The 17,217-nt window shown below is 48.9% G+C and carries 11 protein-coding genes and 1 pseudogene; 10 read left to right on the forward strand and 2 right to left on the reverse strand.

Translation table 11 applies throughout. The features are described 5' to 3' along the window. Positions 1 to 150 precede the first annotated feature (150 nt). Positions 151 to 924, reverse strand: coding sequence for a helix-turn-helix domain-containing protein (locus tag G5S52_RS07730; protein ID WP_165012539.1), 774 nt, complete (start codon positions 922 to 924; stop codon positions 151 to 153). A 741-nt stretch (positions 925 to 1,665) separates the two neighbouring features. Here G5S52_RS07730 and G5S52_RS07735 point away from each other — a divergent pair. Both G5S52_RS07735 and G5S52_RS07740 read left to right on the forward strand, forming a co-directional pair. Continuing rightward, positions 1,666 to 3,504: an SUMF1/EgtB/PvdO family nonheme iron enzyme gene (locus G5S52_RS07735; RefSeq protein ID WP_002542606.1), complete on the forward strand. Its 1,839-nt coding sequence runs from the start codon at positions 1,666 to 1,668 to the stop codon at positions 3,502 to 3,504. Between the two features lie 510 nt (positions 3,505 to 4,014). After that, positions 4,015 to 4,725 (forward strand): helix-turn-helix transcriptional regulator, encoded by a 711-nt coding sequence (locus tag G5S52_RS07740; protein WP_046307751.1) that lies wholly within the window; start codon positions 4,015 to 4,017, stop codon positions 4,723 to 4,725. A 79-nt stretch (positions 4,726 to 4,804) separates the two neighbouring features. Here G5S52_RS07740 and pdxH read toward each other — a convergent pair whose 3' ends face one another. Next, entirely contained in the window at positions 4,805 to 5,443 is a 639-nt protein-coding gene (pdxH, locus tag G5S52_RS07745) for a pyridoxamine 5'-phosphate oxidase (RefSeq protein WP_165012540.1), read from the reverse strand. Positions 5,444 to 5,575: 132 nt separating this feature from the next. On the opposite strand from pdxH, the gene G5S52_RS07750 reads away from it, so the two are divergent. From G5S52_RS07750 to G5S52_RS07785, 8 genes and pseudogenes are all read left to right on the forward strand, one after another. Further along, complete coding sequence (locus G5S52_RS07750; RefSeq protein WP_165012541.1) at positions 5,576 to 7,384, forward strand: sensor histidine kinase; 1,809 nt, start codon at positions 5,576 to 5,578, stop codon at positions 7,382 to 7,384. Further along, a complete protein-coding gene (locus G5S52_RS07755; protein ID WP_165012542.1) occupies positions 7,381 to 8,688 on the forward strand; it encodes a sigma-54-dependent transcriptional regulator in 1,308 nt (435 codons plus the stop codon). The genes G5S52_RS07750 and G5S52_RS07755 overlap by 4 nt, the downstream gene beginning before the upstream one ends. A 373-nt stretch (positions 8,689 to 9,061) precedes the next feature. Beyond that, positions 9,062 to 10,462 (forward strand): HlyD family type I secretion periplasmic adaptor subunit, encoded by a 1,401-nt coding sequence (locus tag G5S52_RS07760; protein ID WP_165012543.1) that lies wholly within the window; start codon positions 9,062 to 9,064, stop codon positions 10,460 to 10,462. Positions 10,463 to 10,545: 83 nt separating this feature from the next. Further along, entirely contained in the window at positions 10,546 to 11,865 is a 1,320-nt protein-coding gene (locus tag G5S52_RS07765; protein WP_165012544.1) for a TolC family outer membrane protein, read from the forward strand. A gap of 3 nt (positions 11,866 to 11,868) precedes the next feature. Next, positions 11,869 to 12,462 carry an OmpA family protein gene (locus G5S52_RS07770; protein WP_165012545.1) on the forward strand — a complete coding sequence of 198 codons (594 nt, stop codon included), beginning with the start codon at positions 11,869 to 11,871 and terminating at the stop codon, positions 12,460 to 12,462. Between the two features lie 16 nt (positions 12,463 to 12,478). After that, on the forward strand, positions 12,479 to 13,147 hold the full coding sequence (locus G5S52_RS07775) for a transglutaminase-like cysteine peptidase (protein WP_039850648.1): 669 nt from the start codon (positions 12,479 to 12,481) through the stop codon (positions 13,145 to 13,147). A gap of 6 nt (positions 13,148 to 13,153) precedes the next feature. Then, positions 13,154 to 15,085 carry a bifunctional diguanylate cyclase/phosphodiesterase gene (locus G5S52_RS07780; protein WP_165012546.1) on the forward strand — a complete coding sequence of 644 codons (1,932 nt, stop codon included), beginning with the start codon at positions 13,154 to 13,156 and terminating at the stop codon, positions 15,083 to 15,085. Next, a pseudogene (locus G5S52_RS07785) lies at positions 15,078 to 17,194 on the forward strand (type I secretion system permease/ATPase). Before G5S52_RS07780 ends, G5S52_RS07785 begins: the two are co-directional and overlap by 8 nt. Positions 17,195 to 17,217 lie beyond the last annotated feature (23 nt).

A 17,217-nucleotide genomic window follows, 5' to 3' on the forward strand; every position in this document is an offset into this window, starting at 1 on the left:
CCGATTCTAGGTATGAGGTGCAGATGAGTCTTTCAAAATTCTGCGGCATTATTGCAAAAAACTCCGATGATTAACAAACAGAGAACCACGGCCAATGCGTGCCGATAACAACTTTTTGCATATGTTGATGATTTAGATCAGGGTTGCAGCTCAGTGCTGCTGGCGAAAACGGGAAGGAGATACGCCAAACGCACGGGTAAACGCTGAGGTGAAACCGCTTTGGGAGGCAAAACCACAGCTGTCTGAAATTTGTGCCAAGTTCAATTCGCTGGTGCTGAGCAGCTCCTGCGCGAGTTCAAAACGTTTCTTCAGCACATATTGATGCGGAGTTACGCCCACTTGGGATTTGAATAACTGGTGGAACTGACTTTCTGCCAGAAAAACAGAACCTGCCAACTGCGCCACGCTGATCTTGCGACTGATATGCTGGCGAATGTAGAGGTCGATAATGTCCATATTGAGTCGATGGCCATGGCGTCGCGGTGCGATTTGTTCGCGGAAGTGTCGTTCCATCACGCACAGTAAGGTATCGGCACAGGCGCGTCCCAGCATGACATCATGCGGATTAGCAATCATTTCAGACGTCAACGCCTTCACCAGCGTCTGCGCCTGGCTGTCCAACTGGAAATAGGCATCACGGGCAAACAGGCGCTCTACTTTGTCTTTCATGCTGAGTTCGCCATGCAGGACAGACTCGGGTAGGTTGATCACCAAAATTTCGTTTTGCCCGACGCCAGAAAAAGCATGGAGCTCGGACTCGGAAACCAGACAGCCCTGCCCCGGCCCGACAAGACTGCCGCGCCCGGAAAGTTCAAACTCAGTTTGGCCTTGCAAACCAATCACCACCTGACGGTATTCGTGCGCGTGCAACGACGGGTGATTGGGTAAAGCAATAACCTGAGAGTGCTTCAGTTCGGATGCCATAGTTAACGATTGTAGTAGTGAAACTTCGGCTATTCTGCCACGCTCTAGCGGAAATCGAGAAGAAAAATCGCTTCGGAAAGATGATCAAGAGGTGGCCAAACTACGGAGGTTGTCATTTCAATACCAAAATTGTGCAGGATCTCAACAAACAGACCATTGCGATCACGGGTGAAATTTGGCTTCGACGAAAAGTAAGATCCGAAAATGCACGTAAACCTTTGTAATATATCATTTAAATGCATTGGTCAATCAGAAGCATGACGCAACAAATTACTTGATCATGCTTTCGGTAACTTGAAGACATGATCTTTCCGTGATCATCGTTCCGGTGAAAAGGATCTTCCCTGTTTCATCGCAAAGGTTAACTAAGCCGCGTTATCCAGTTTAATTTATCCTCCGCTCAGTATTGATATATCAAACGTCAAAAATATGACGATAAATAATCAAAATGCGTCAATTAAAATGATATTTTTTATCTATGATTGTTTTTACCAGACATTATTTCCTAAAACACAGAAAGCGGCTAAAATTTATTGAGTTATCACTCAAAAGATAAGCATTGAATAATAACGATAAGCGTCAAATAATTAGTAACATGAACAGGCTAATTGGCATTTACGTGTTAATCTAGCTAATTGGGACAAAGCTAATAAATACCGGGTTTTGCCGAGATACAGTAATGAGCAGGATGTCTTGGCGCAGTAAAGGTGTTTATGATTTCTGAGAATAAGCAAGGGACATATGAAAAGTAATCGCATCGCCGCGTTAGTATTCGCGTTATCGCCGATACTTCTTAGTAGTCAATCGCTTGCCAATGGGGCCAATGCGGCAACTGACGATCCTGTCGTTGCGCTGGAACAGAAGCTAGCCGATAAACGAAGTGAAATTAGCGTTCACGCTGAAAACCTCCAAACGCAACGAGATAAACTGGATGCTTTATTAAGCGAGCGCGAAACGCTGGCTACCAAAGCTATCGAGTTAGAGAAGAAACGAAATCTCGCCCAAGAACGTCTTGATGAGCAATTCCGTCGACTCCTCGAAAACCCAGATACCGATCTCACCCAATATAAAGATGATTACCAAGCTGCGTGGAGCGCAGTGAAAGATAATCAGTCTTCCACTCTAACCAATGACCAGGCTATTGCCGAACAGCAGCGTATTGTTGAAGGCGAAAACCGTCAGAAACAATTGCTGGTTAGCGCATTGGAAAATCTGCAGGAGTCCAAAAAAGAAGCCCGTGTTAAGCGTCTTCGTCAGGAACTGACCTTCGCAGATACTATCGAAGTGGTTCACACTATTACCTGTAGTGATTCGATGACGCTGGCTGCATGTTCAAATCAGGGCAAAACCCTGACCATGCAAAAAGCCGTTAACACCTTCCAGGCTCAGGTGCTGGATAATGTGACGGAATCGACCACTGCAAAACTCAACGCCAACCGCGTGTCATTCAATATCCATGTGATGAACAATAACGTGGTCGACAGCGGCTTTAGCGGCAACAATCGTTACATTACCCGTATGCAAGCGGAAATGCGCAGCCAGCCTGACGAAAACGCAGCATGTAAATTGCTGGATTTCGCTGAGCGCTACTGTGTGGAGAACTCTTTTACTTCCGCCAAAGCAGCACCGAAGCAACAAGCAAAACGCTGGGTTAATGTGAAAATCCGTTCAAACCGTTATGAAGACAATGTCACCATCAACGGTGTGACTTACGGCTCAACGCCGGTAGAGATCATGCTGCCAGCCGGCCAACATCAGTTGACCGTTGAGAAGCCAGGTTTCGAACCGTACAGCCGTCAGATGTTCATGAACAAGGATTCTACGGTTTGGGCAAACCTTCGCGAACAGGAGAACCGTCCACAGCCGGGAAAGCGTTTCGCTGACAAACTCTCGAATAATCGTCAGGCACCTAAAATGGTGGTGATTGGTGCAGGCCAATACCGCGTTGGCTTTGAAGCCAAACAACCGGTGGTTGTCGACCAACCCTTCTCTATTGCAGCGACGCCCGTCACTGTGAAACAGTTTGGAGAGTTTGTCGCCGCAACAGGCTATGTGACGGACGCTGAAGAAGGTCAGGGATGTACGTCTCTGATCAACGGCGAACCAAAACAGCTACTGAATCACAACTGGCGCAAACCCGGTTTTGACCAAGCTGAGAACTCACCTGTTGTCTGTATCACTAAAGATGATGCACAAGCTTATTCTAAATGGCTGAGCACGCAAACCGGGTTCAGCTATGCCCTCCCAACGGAAGTTCAGTGGGAAGTGGCAGCGCGTGCAGGCAGCGACTCTGACTTTTGGTGGGGCAACGATATTGGTGTCGGCAACGCCAACACAGGCTGGAGTGGCACCGTTTGGTCAAACAGAAGCACTTCGCCAGTAGCCAGCTTCCCTGCTAACCCATTCGGTGTGTATGACACCGCAGGTAATGTGTGGGAGTGGGCAGAAAGTCAGACACCTGTCGCCCGTGGCGGTGCTTGGAGTTTCTCTCCAAGCAGCGCGCGTGTCGCAGAGCGTCTAGAGCTGAAATCAGATATTAGCGCCAACTACCTTGGCTTTAGGGTCGTGAGAAACATCTAGTTTCCAACGTCTCTTTATGTCCCTAAAAGCCCGCGATTGCGGGCTTTTTCATGCCTCGCAATTATTGGCAGCCCCGCCTAAACATCCAAACAAATATCCACAGAAAAACGAGATCGAGGTCGCTAATAACAAATAACATTGTCAGTTATTCGCTTAATTAGTGCATTCCCCCCCTGTCCGAATTTCTGGCTCCTCAGTATAGTGAGGGTCAAACAGGCGCATATTGCAGTATGCGCCTGTTTTATCACTGAAATTTACCTCGGTGACCCATCAGACAGTGTGTGATTACCCTCGAGCACAGTGTCAGGTGGCCTCTTCTACACGTCGTACAGGAAACTACTCTAGTGAGTGAGATCTTGTCTTTACCGGCTCCTACGAGCCGGTTTTTTTATCTAGAGACTTCGGATATTCCTGATCATTACTTCGAAGTAACCATATGATTAATATGCTTTTAATGTCATAAGTAATCACTTACAATACGATGTAACTTAAATCTATCGCCACCCAACGATGAACGACATATCCCTGCCACCTTCCATGCTGATATCCCTGTTTGAGCAACTCCCTGGCTGTTGGGGCTGTAAAGACACCCAGTCACGTTTTGTTCACGTCAATCTTGCCTATGCCAAGTTAGTCGGCGCTGACTCACCCGAGGCCCTAAGAGGGAGAAGCGATGAAGAACTTCCTCATGCGATTGCCGACTGCGCCGCATTGTTCAAGCAACAAGATCGGCAGGTGATTGAAAGTGGTCGTTATATGCGGGTGCTCAACATCCACCCTTACCCCAATGGTCAATGGCAAGCACATGTATTTACCAAAGTGCCTTGGTATGGTGATGATGGGGAAGTATTGGGAACGATTTTTCATGGACAGGCACTGAACGACAATCCGATACTGGAAGTTGGTCAGTGGATTTGCAAAGCTGCAGGCATTGAACCGGTTGAGCCCCAGCCCGCTGCAAACACACAAGGAAGTGCATCACTTTCCGCTCGCGAATCAGAAGTGCTCTTCTTCCACCAGTTCGGTAAAAAGCCACAATTTATCGCGCAGTCTCTAGGTGTGTCGGTCAAAACCATTGAGAACCATTTCGCTAACCTGCGCGTCAAACTGGGTGCAGCAAGTAAAACCGAGTTGGTTGATAAAGCCCTGGAAAATGGCGTGGGGTGCAAAATCCCAGACTCACTGTTGAAGCAGCAACTAACTCTGGTGCTTTCAGAGTAGCTTTTAGCGATATATACCCGATGTTAGGCATAAGAAAGCAGCGCAAAAGCGCTGCTTTTTTTGGCTTAGAGAAGCGGAATTATGGCGCCAAGCGCTCAATATCCCACTGACCATCCTGTTCTTTCTGGAAGACAAAACGATCGTGCAGGCGATGTTCACCACCTTGCCAGAATTCGAAAGACTCTGGCTTCACGCGGAATCCGCCCCAAAAGGTTGGCACTGGCACTTCGCCCTTGTCGAACTGTTGCTTCAGCTCCATGTATTTGCTTTCCAATGCTGAACGCGCGGTAATACGTTCGCTCTGACGGCTCGCCCAAGCGGCCAATTGGCTCTCTTTAGGACGGGATAGAAAATACTTCATCACTTCAAGCTTGCTGAGTTTTTCTGCGGTCCCTGTGATATGTACCTGACGCTCAAGTGGATGCCATGGGAAATGGAGGCTGATACGTGAGTTATCTGCTAAATGTTTAGCTTTACGACTGCCGAGGTTGGTGTAAAACACAAACCCGTCGTTGTCGACATGCTTCAACAACACAATGCGTTGAAATGGCTGCCCATTTTCGTCAACGGTGGCAACAGTCATCGCCGTTGGGTCTGGCAGCTTGGCCTCAATGGCTTGTTTGAGCCAATGCTCAAAGAATTGAACCGGGTTTTCAGGCAGGTCTTTGCGTCTCAAACCGCCTTGGTTATATTCTCTGCGAATATCGTACAAATCCATTGTGGTGCTCCGAATACGTTTTTACGTCATTGTGATGGGGCATGCGTCTTTTCTCAAGCGAATTTCCGCACTCTACAGGCGGTTGGCGCTCATCACATCAACCAGTTATAGAACCTATTTAACAGGGAAGCTATGCGCCGTCGTCTTTTTATCTCACTGATCACAGCTATTGGCGTATTACTGACTGTATTGGTCGGTGTTTTCACCTATTCCTCAGTCGAAAAACGCTTCACCACAGAAATTGAGTATGACGTCAATCAGCTTCAAGAGAAACTCTCTGCTGAGCTGTCCCGTTACAGTGAAATCCCTGTTGTTCTTTCTGCTGATCCAAGATTGAAACGTCTTCTACGTGTGCCGAAGAGTGAAAGATTACTGAATGATACCAATCTTTTGCTGGGTAACTGGAATACGCGCCTTAAAAGTGACGTGCTCTATCTGATGGACAAAAACGGCCTCACGCTGGCAGCCAGTAATGCCGGAGACGCCCAAAGCTTTGTGGGACACAATTACAACTACCGTCCTTATTTTCAGCAAGCAATAGAAGGCAAGAAAGGGCGTTACTATGCATTGGGGGTGGTGTCTGACAAGCGCGGCTATTACTTTTCTTATCCAGTGTGGGATGGCGAAGAAATCACGGGTGTGCTGACCCTAAAAGTCGACCTTTCTATTATCGATAGTATCTGGGATCAGCAGAGGTTCGACTATCTGATTGCCGATCCACTCGGAGTGGTTTTCTACAGCTCGCGCGACGAATGGTTATATCAGTCCCTTTCCATTCTGTCTGACAAACAAAAAGAAACGATTCGTGACTCCCGACGCTATGGGGACTCGTCTTTAAGTCATCTCACAAGGTTCAAAGCACTGGAAGATATTGAAGCGCAGGACGCTCTCCATCTTGGCTTGCCCAATAGAGATCGCGAACGTGTGCTCGTTTCCAATACCGACCTTGGCACTGCTGGTTGGCGGATATACGGTTTTATTCCCACCAGCAATGCCTGGCCAGTGGTTACCCAGTCTGTCCTGATTTTCGCCACCTTCTACGGCCTGCTGGTTTTGGTGCTTACCGCTTGGCTGCAAACCGTCAAAACCCAGCGAAAACTTGCAAGGCTCAACGATGAACTGGAGCAGAAAGTGGCCTCAAGAACCGCGAGCCTTGAGGAAACCAACACCAAGCTGCGTCAGAGCATTCAACAATATGAAGACACACAAAAAGCCCTGCGCCAGACGGAAAATGAACTGATTCAGGCGGCAAAGCTGGCCATGCTGGGCGAGCTCTCTGCCAGCATTAATCACGAGATAAACCAACCTCTGGCCGCCATGCGCACTTATACCGAAAACAGCATCAAGCTGATGGAAAAGGAACGCTATGAGTCAGTCAATGGCAACCTCAAACAGCTCAATGAGCTGATTGGCATGGTCGCAGACATTGTCGCGCGCTTTAAAATCTTCGCCCGTAAACAAAACCTCGAAGGCAAAGCACGCTCTTCAGTCGATGATGCAATTTCAGCATCACTGAAATTATCAGCGGCAAGCTTTATCAAAAAAGGTATCCAGATCGCTTGCCACATCCCAGAAAAAGGACTGGTAGTGAATGCGGACACCGTCCAGCTTGAGCAAGTGATTTTGAACCTTCTGAACAATGCGTCACAGGCAGTGGCCAATACCCCTTCACCAGAAATTGGTATCAAGGTGGAAACCTTTCTTGATCGCGTATCCATCCATGTGTGGGACAATGGACCCGGCATTGATAACGACACCAAGAAGCATATTTTTTCACCCTTCTATACAACCAAAAAAGAGGGGCTCGGATTAGGGCTGACCATTTGCCGACGGATAATTGAAGAGTTTGGCGGCAGCCTTCAAATCAGCGACCATCCAACTGGTGGCGCTGAGTTCACCATCACCCTTCAACGTCTTTACGATGGAGATACCCCGCAGTGACACCGGAAATATGGATTATTGATGATGAGCGCACTATCCGTGATGCGCTGAGCCAGACCCTGGAAATTGAAGGGTTTCACTCCCGCGCTTTTGCCGCCGCCAAAGAGGCAATTGAACAGCTAACTCCAGCGTTTGAAGGCGTTATTATCTCTGACATCAACATGCCGCAAATGGATGGCATGACGTTCTTAACCAAAGCATTGGAAATCGACCGAGAGCTTTCAATTGTCATGCTGACCGGACACGGGGATATTTCTACTGCCGTTTCAGCCATGCGTCGGGGAGCTTACGATTTTCTCGAAAAACCATTCTCAACCGATCACCTGCTTGATGTCCTCAAACGAGGGGTTGATAAACGTCAGCTAGTGATGGAAAACCGCGAGCTGAAAAGGCAACTGGAAACGCAAAGTGCACCAGGACCAAGGATTTTGGGGAACGCGGATTCGGTCAAACAGCTCAGGAGAACGATCTTCCATTTGAAAGATCAAGACAGCGATGTACTGCTTCAAGGGGAAAGAGGGACAGGGAAAGAGCTGGCTGCACGCTTTATCCACGATCATGGGACCAGACAGGACGAACCCTTTGTTGCGCTGAAATGTCGCCAGGTCCCCGAAGCCTTGATTGCGTTGGAGCTGTTTGGATCCGAACAACAAGCGTATGCCACCCTGCCAAGTTACAAACATAGTAAGGTGGCAACGGCGGGTAAAGGCACCCTTTTTCTCGATGGTATTGAAGCGCTTCCTGCCAACGTACAGGAAAAACTCGCTGACCTGACAGAATCATCAGGCCGCCCGCGTATTGTTGCGTCAACCCGCGTCGATTTGACGGCCAGCATTGCCCAAGGACGATTCAATCAACGTCTGTTCCAGAACCTGTCTGAAACCACATTGGCATTTCCACCGCTGAGGGAGCGCAGCGAAGATGTGATCACCCTTTGCCAGAACTTCGTGCGTACCACCGCATCTCGCTTTGGTGTTGCCCCGCCTACTTTGGACGCTGAGCACAAAGAAAAACTGCTACAACACTCATGGAAAGGCAATGTGCGGGAACTTCAAGCGTACTCAGAGCGCTGGGTGCTGATGGGAGAACAATGTCTGACCAATGAAAGCGGGACAGCGCATGAAAAAGAACATGACACACTGGCAGATCGTATTTTGAAAGTGGAGCGAGCTATTTTGTTCGATGCCCTCAACAGACATAATGGCATGCTAAAAGAGGTACAGAATGAGTTGGGGCTGGCCAGAAAGACCCTCTACGAAAAGCTTAAAAAGCATCACCTCGATAAACAAAGTTTTAAAGGATAATCCCCCAATCCCCCCCTCGGAAGTTGGGCCTTGTTTTTGCAGACTTTCAATATGAACCCAAACACTTAACCTGCAGAAAGTCAGGAAAAATACACAGCAAAACGAGCGGAAAATCCTACGTTTTTTTCGCTTTTTTAAAGAAATTTTTTGCCACACCACCAATACCCCTCCTTCCCGCTAAAGCCGCATGAGGCCTAAGTTACCGAATACTCGTCAGTTTCTCGCCAGTGAGAAACTGGCTCTTGCTCATTCTCGTTACACTGTTCCCGATTAGTGAGAATCTCATAGATAAACTACTCTTTTATTAGGGCATGTTGGCATTTCTGGCCTGCAACCCTTTTTGTCTTTCTTGGATTTTTTAGTCGGCATAACAATGACAAATTCAAATAAACCGGGATCTAAGCTGCCAGCCAGCGAGCACCTTGACTATATCGACGACAAAACCGCCGCTCTTTTGCTTTCAACCCCTAAAAGTGCGCGAGTCTTGCTCTGGGTCATCGCTCTTTTTATTACGATCAGCGCTATCTGGGCGGCATTTGCCGAGCTAGACAAAGTCACTGTGGGCCAAGGAAAAGTGATTCCTTCGTCTCAACTTCAGGTGGTGCAAAACCTTGAAGGGGGACTGGTTAAAGAACTGCTGGTCCGTGAGGGAGATATCGTCGAAGAAGGTCAGCAATTGCTGTTGATTGATGACACTATGTTCCGTTCTGACTTTCGCGAACGAATCCAGGAACTCACCAGTTTGCGGGGCGATTCTGTCACGCTGAAAACGCTGGTGGACTCTGTGGTGGTCGACCCCGAAGTCGAAGTTGAAGACTGGCAAAAGTCAGTCTCGATCAATCGCGTAGAGCTTGAATTTGATCCAACGTTCGTTGAGGAGCACCGTGCAGTGGTTTCCCGCCAACGAGCCGAGTACCGTGAAAAGCTCAACAACCTTCAAAACCAGTTGTCCGTCACGTCGCAGCAAATTCGCCAGAAACAACAAGAGTTGATTGAAACCCGGGCGCGGGTGCAAAACCTTCGTCAAAGCTACAATTTTGCCCGCGAAGAATACAACATCACCAAACCTTTGGCTGATGAAGGCGTGGTGCCACAAATCGATTTGCTGAAACTACAGCGACAGGTGAACGACACCAAGCGCGAACTGTCTTCGGCAGAACTGTCACTCCCCTCTATTACTTCTGCACTGCAAGAAGCCGTGTTTAAGCACGTAGATGTTGCGCTTAAATTCCGTGGTGAGCAGCAGGAGCGCCTCAATGATGTAGAAGACAAACTTCTTGCCATGACGGAGACCCGCGTCACCCTTGCTGACCGTGTGCAACGAACCGTGGTTGTCAGTCCGGTCGATGGCACCATCAAGAAATTGCACGTCAACACGGTTGGTGGCGTCATCCAACCAGGGATGGATTTGGTTGAAATCGTACCGAGTGAAGACAACCTGCTGATCGAAGCCAAAATTGCCCCACAGGACATTGCTTTCCTCCGCCCCGGACTTGAAGCCATCGTGAAATTCAGCGCCTACGATTTTACCGTCTATGGTGGGCTGACTGGCATTCTGGAAACCATCAGTGCAGACACAATTCAGGATGAAGAAGGAAATAGCTTCTATCTTGTAAAAATACGCACCGAGTCCAATAACTTAGGTGCAGGTGAAGAGCTACCTATTATTCCTGGGATGACAGCATCTGCTGACATCATCACGGGTAAGCGCAGTGTGTTGGACTACCTGTTAAAACCCATACTGCAAGCGCAGAAATCTGCGCTGAGAGAATAAAAAATTAAAAAGCCAGCCCATAAAAAGAGGCTGTGACATAACAATAATTTGCGCTAAATGCTGCCTTTATAGGGGGATGTGTTTTGAACTGGAAAAAGCTTTTGATTGCTTCTGCCATCAGCTCACTCTGTGCGCCTGCGTGGTCCATGTCTGTGGAACAAGCCGTCGCGACCACGATCGCCACCGATCCAGAGCTGAAAAGTGCATTTAATGACTTCATGAGTAACAGGGAAGGCATTGATGCGGCCACAGGTGACTACCTACCAGACATCAACCTCAATGCAGGCGTAGGTTATGAGCGTATTGATAACTCATCCACCCAAGCCAGCGGTGACATGGACTTCAACCGCCGCGACGCCAGCATCAGCCTGACCCAACTCATCTGGGATGGGCAGACCGGAGATAATATCGACCGCACTGAGTTTGAGGCGGAAGCGCAGCGCTATCAATTGCTCTCCGATGCGCAGGACAAGTCGCTGGCAGTGACGGAAGCTTATGTTGCTGTGCTGCTTGCCAAACAACTTCTTTCATTGTCTGAAGCCAATGTCGAAGTCCATGAAAAGATGCTGGCAGACATTCAGCGGCGCGCAGAATCGGGCATTGGTTCCACCGCTGACTTGTCACAGGTTCAGGCACGTGTTGCACGTTCTATCACTAATATGCTGGCTGCCAGAAGTAATCTGGATGACGCACAAACTGAATTCCTGAGGATTGTCGGCGTCGACATCAAAGACCCTGTCGACCCAGAGGTAGATGCTCTCTATCTACCCCAGTCACAAGCAGAAGCGTTAGAAGTGGCTTTTGCCAACAATCCGGTAGTCAAACTGGCGACCTATGACATTGATGCGGCACGTGCCCAGTATCGACAAAACAAAGGCAACATGTACCCATCGTTTACTTTCGAGGCCAGTCAGAGTTGGAGTGAAGAAGCAGGTGGTGTCGAAGAAGAAGTGAACGAGCTCAGCGCCATGCTGCGGGTTCGATTCAACCTATATAACGGTGGCACCGATGCCGCCAACATGCGTCGCAGCGCGTATCAATTGAACAAGTCGAAGGACATTTTCGACAACGCCTCGCGACTTTTGGGAGAGGGTACACGCTTGGCCTGGAGCGCGTACCAGCTAACCGAGCAACAAAAGAAATATCTTGCACAACACGTAGATGCGGCGTCTGAAACCGTTATCGCCTACGAAAAGCAATTCAAAATTGGCCGCAGAACCTTACTGGATCTGCTCAATACTGAAAATGAACTGTTTGAGGCAAGGCGATCATATCTCGATGCGCACTACGCGAACATTACGGCCAAATACCGTGTACTCAACAGTATGGGCACCCTGCTGGATGCGCTGCGTGTCGATGTACCGGAGAAATGGCTTGAACCTGTGATAGACAAAGAAGGTTAATCCATGAAACACGTATTGCTATTCAGCAGCATTCTCCTTGCCATTGGCGGCTGCTCACTTTCCGCTGACCAACCTCCTCTTGCTGAACAACGGGCCGATTTATTGGACGATGATAGTGACGGTGTGATCAACGCGCGCGATTTATGTGACAACACGCCAGACGTGGCAATCATCGATAACGATGGGTGCCCGAACTACCTTTTGCTTGAAAGTGACAACTCATTAAGAATTCAGTTTGCAAACGACTCTGCAATTGTAGAACCCGCTTACCGTGAAGCACTGGACAAAATGGCTGGATTCCTTAAGCTTTATCCCGAAACCTTTCTAGAACTTCAAGGACATACAAGTTCCCCTGGGTCTGACGACTACAACAGGAGTTTGTCTGTCCAACGTGCCAAAGCAGTTCAAGCACAGCTCATAGAAAGAGGCGTTCCAGTCGATCGTCTCACCATTGTAGGCCTGGGTGAAGGCGATCTCATGCTGGCTGACAGCACAGAAACCACACAGCTTGTGAATCGACGTGTTGTAGGTCGCGTGAAAGGATTTAAAGGGGAAATAAAGGAAGCATGGACCATCTTTACCCAACGGGGACAATAGTGGCTGAGGTTGCCTGATGCGAAAACGGGCGACCTTACTCCTCATGTTCCTGTTGCCATCAATCGTAACATTCGCACTGAGTGATACTGACAGTCAGTGGATAAACAAAGTAGCGTCATTTTACGGTGAAAGAGCGGGAAAGAGAGTAGCGGCATGGCGTGATGTTGTCGCGCAGTCTGCCGATCTTTCAGAAACGCAAAAGCTTGAAGCTGTGAATAACTTCTTCAACCAGCTCTATTTTGTGAATGATATCGATTTGTGGGGAAAGAAGGACTATTGGGCGACACCATTGGAGTTTCTTGGCAGCGCGGCGGGAGACTGTGAAGATTTCAGTATCGCGAAATACTTCACGCTCAGAGAGCTCGGCATTGACGATAAAAAGCTACGCCTTGTTTACGTTAAAGCCATCAAGCTCAATCAATTCCATATGGTTGTTGCCTACTACCCAACCGCTTCCTCCGAGCCTGTCCTGCTGGATAATATCGACCCTGAAATTAAAAAGGCCTCAAAACGACGAGACCTACTTCCTGTATACAGCTTCAACGGTAGCAGGCTATGGCTCATGAAAGAACGTGGTAAAGGTGAGCTTGCAGGCAAATCATCGCGACTGGGATTGTGGAACGATCTCCGGGCGCGCATGGGGTCTGTAAAGCTGAACAGACCGATCAAAAACTATGATGGGTAAACGTCTATGACTTTATACCGGCAATTGTTTACATGGATGTTGGCGATATTCTTCCTGCTGATTCTGGCAGTGACAGGTATTGAGCTCAACACCACTCGTAATTTTCTGCTGACTCAGCAATCGGCTGAGGTAAATAACACCATTAACTCGATGGGCCTCGCCCTCGCGCCTTATCTTGAAGACGACGATAAAGTTGCTGTGGAATCGGTGATCAATGCACTGTTCGATGGCGGTTTTTATCAGGAAGTCCGTCTGAAAATGCTCTCCGACGGCAGCGAAATTATCCGCGAGTATCCGATACATGTAGAAGGGGTACCAGACTGGTATACCAATCTGGAACTCTTCCCTGTCATTACCGAAGAACGCACCTTTACCAGCGGTTGGTTACAGCTTGCCGAAGTCACCGTGGTTTCACACCCGGGTTACGCTTACAAGGAAATGTGGCGTTCCACCATTCAACTGGGTGTATGGATAGGTATTTTGTTTGTTATTGCGATGCTTATTATCGCCATACAGCTCAGCCGTTCACTGCGACCACTGGATACCATCACCAAACGTGCAAAAGAAATTGCCCGTAATAAGTTTGGCGAACCGATACCATTGCCACCAACTCGTGAGCTAAAAACCGTGGTTCGCGCTATTAACCAAATGAGCAGCCAGCTCGAAGCTTATTTTGAGCAACAAGCCAAAGAAGCCGACCGTCTGCGTGAGCACGCTTACCGTGACACTGTTTCTGGTTTGGGTAACCGTAGCTTCTTCGTTGGCCAGCTTAAATCTTGGCTGGCAGAATCAGCCGTCGGTGGTCTGGTGATGGTAAAAGTTGACCTGATCACAGATACCTACCGCAATCAGGGTTTTGCACAAGGTGACACCATTGTTGGTCAGTTTGCCAAGAAGCTGAACACTACCCTGACCGATGCAGACTGCACTGCGTCGCGTATATCTAAAGACGAGTTTGTGATTCTGGCTCCTAACAGCACAGGTGAAGACCTGCAAATTATCGGTGAAAGCATCATGGCTATCGTGAACGATATGCAGCATGACCCAATGGGGATTACTCCACCGAAAGTGGCGATTGGCCTTGCGGTTAACGGTTCAGATAACCGCGATGCGAGTGTGTTGCTGGCGCAGGCTGATAACGCCCTGACCCAAGCGCGCAATACGCCGAATCACCCAGTTTCTATGATTGACCAAACGGCGAATGATGCTTCGATGGGTAAACAGCAGTGGAAATCACTCATCCTCGATGCCATGGCGCACGACTGGTTCAAGTTCAAATTCCAGTCAGCCTCATCCAGTGATCAGGCCGTTATTCACCAGGAAGTTTTCTCTGCAATTGAGAAAGGTGAAGACTACTATGGTGCCGCACATTTCCTTGGTGCGGTGGAGCAACTGGAACTGGGTGAGTCCTTCGACCGCTACGTGGTGAGTCACATGATTGAGCGTTTGGGTGATGACCCGAACCTTGGTCCGATCGCGATCAACCTGACCCAGAACAGTGTCACCAACGCTTCCTTCATTCGCTGGCTGACTACCACGATGCAGAAGCACCGCAACATGGCGGGGCGCCTATTCTTCGAAATCCCGGAAAGTGTGTTTGTCCGCTTCCCGGATCACGTCAGCCTGCTGACTGAGGCGGCGCACCGCTTCAACTTCGGGTTCGGTGTGGACAACTATGGCCGAAACTTCCAGTCGCTGGATTACCTGAATAAATTCAAACCTTCCTACGTGAAGATTGATTTTGCTTACACCAGTAATCTCGACGACGAGTCGCAAAGCCATGTGCTAGCTTCAATATGTCGTACCGCACACAACCTGAATATCACAACCATCGCCACGCGCGTAGAAACGGAAGCCCAGCTCAATAAACTGTCTGAGCTGTTCGTGAATGGTTTCCAGGGCTTTATATTCGAGAAGAAATCAGAGAATCATGGTTAAAGACCCCCTGCTGCAATCTTTGGTTTACGTCAGCCGATACTTCGGTCAATCAAACTCGCCGGATGCGTTAGTATCCGGCTTGCCGATTTCTGACGGATACCTCTCCCCCTTCCTGTTTCCCCGAGCTGCGGAGCGGGCGGGGATCGATGCCAAAGAAAGCCGCCAGGCGCTCAAAGATTTGTCGCCGATGCTGTGTCCTTGTGTTTTGTTACTCAAGGACAATCAGGCATGTGTGCTTCAAAGTATCAATCATGAAACCGGTGAAGCGGAAGTGGTTGAACCGCTCACCGACACCACGCCTGCCGTTCGCCCTATCAGCGAGCTGGAAGAGGATTACCTTGGGCGTGTTTTCTTACTGAAAAAACAATTCCGCTACGACGAGCGATCTCCCGAAATTCTTAAAGAGCGTCAGGGCCACTGGTTCTGGAGCACCCTTTGGGAGTCCCGCTCGATTTATCGTGATGTGCTGATAGCCTCCATTTTCATCAACGCTTTTGCTATCGCCACCCCACTCTTTTCACGCATCGTCTACGACAAAATCGTACCGAATTTGGCGTTTGACTCACTTTGGGTGCTTGCCACCGGGGTCTTCGTCATCTTCCTGTTCGATCTTGTGCTCAAGATGCTGCGAAGTTACTTCATCGATATCTCAGGAAAAAATCGGATTTACTGATTTCTTCCAGAATCTTTGAGAAAGTCATGGGGATTCGCATGGAGGCACGCCCGCCTTCTGTCGGTGCCTTTGCTCGCCATATGCAGGAGTTCGAATCCATACGGGATTTCTTTACCTCTGCTTCTGTCTCCGCCTTGATTGATTTACCCTTTGCGTTTTTCTTCCTGTTTATCATCTGGATTGTGGCAGGGCCTCTGGTTATTGTGCCCATTGCAGCCGTGCTGATTTTGATGATCCACGCCGCCATCATCCAAAAGCCATTACGCCATACCATTGAAGAAGGTTCTCGCCTGTCTTCCCAAAAGAACGCCAACCTGATTGAAAGTCTGGCTGGCTTGGAAACCATCAAGCTATTTGGCGCTGAGAGTCAGTTCCAATATCGATGGGAAGAAGCCGTGGCACATATGGCAAACTGGGGTATCAAAACCCGCCGCCTGACTGACTCGGTTCAAAACGCCGCTGGCTTTATTCAACAGTTCGTCAATGTCTCGATGATCGTGTTTGGTGTGTACCTTATCTCTGCGGGTGACCTGACCATGGGTGGATTGATTGCAGCAACCATGTTGAGCTCCCGTGCCGTAGGCCCAATGGTTCAACTGTCCTTGCTATCTACGCGCTACAATCAAGCCAAATCCGCGATGGAAATCATCAGCCAGTTGATGGATATGCCTTCCGAACAGGAAGAAGGAAAACGCTACATTCACCGCCCTATTATCCGTGGCAAGATTGAATTCGATCGCGTGAACTTCAACTATCCCAACTCAGAAGTAGCCGCACTCCGCGATATTTCCTTCACCATCCTTCCCGGAGAGAAGGTGGCTATCATCGGACGTATCGGTTCAGGCAAGACGACGCTCAGTCGACTGTTAATGGGTCTGTATCGCCCTACAGCGGGTTCAGTACGTATCGATGAGACAGACATCAGCCAAATCCATAATATCGACATACGCCGTAATATAGGCTGTGTCCCGCAGGACCCTGTACTGTTCTTTGGCTCTATCCGTGACAACATCACCCTCGGACGACCATTGGCAGACGACCGTGACATTCTTGATGCCGCCAACCGTTCTGGTGTCACCACCTTTACACAGCGAGATCCTGCAGGCCTTGAACGTCAGGTGGGCGAAGGCGGCAATCAGCTTTCCGGCGGTCAACGCCAATCTATTGCTATCGCCCGCGCTATGTTGGGTCGTCCTCCAGTGCTTTTGATGGATGAACCGACCAGTGCCATGGACAACCGCTCCGAGCAATACATCAAGCAACAGATGTCGTCACTTCGCCGCGACGAAACACTGATCATTAACACACACAAAACTGGTATGCTGGATGTCGTTGACCGTATCATTGTGGTCGAACAGGGAAGCATAGTGGCAGATGGCCCGAAACTGGCCGTATTGCAGGCTTTAAAAGACGGAAAAATTCAGAAGGTTGGATGATAAAAACCGTCCCTGTTAGACAA

The sequence above is a fragment of the Grimontia sedimenti genome, from assembly GCF_011045095.1.
In the GTDB taxonomy this organism is placed as follows: Bacteria; Pseudomonadota; Gammaproteobacteria; order Enterobacterales; family Vibrionaceae; genus Enterovibrio; species Enterovibrio sedimenti.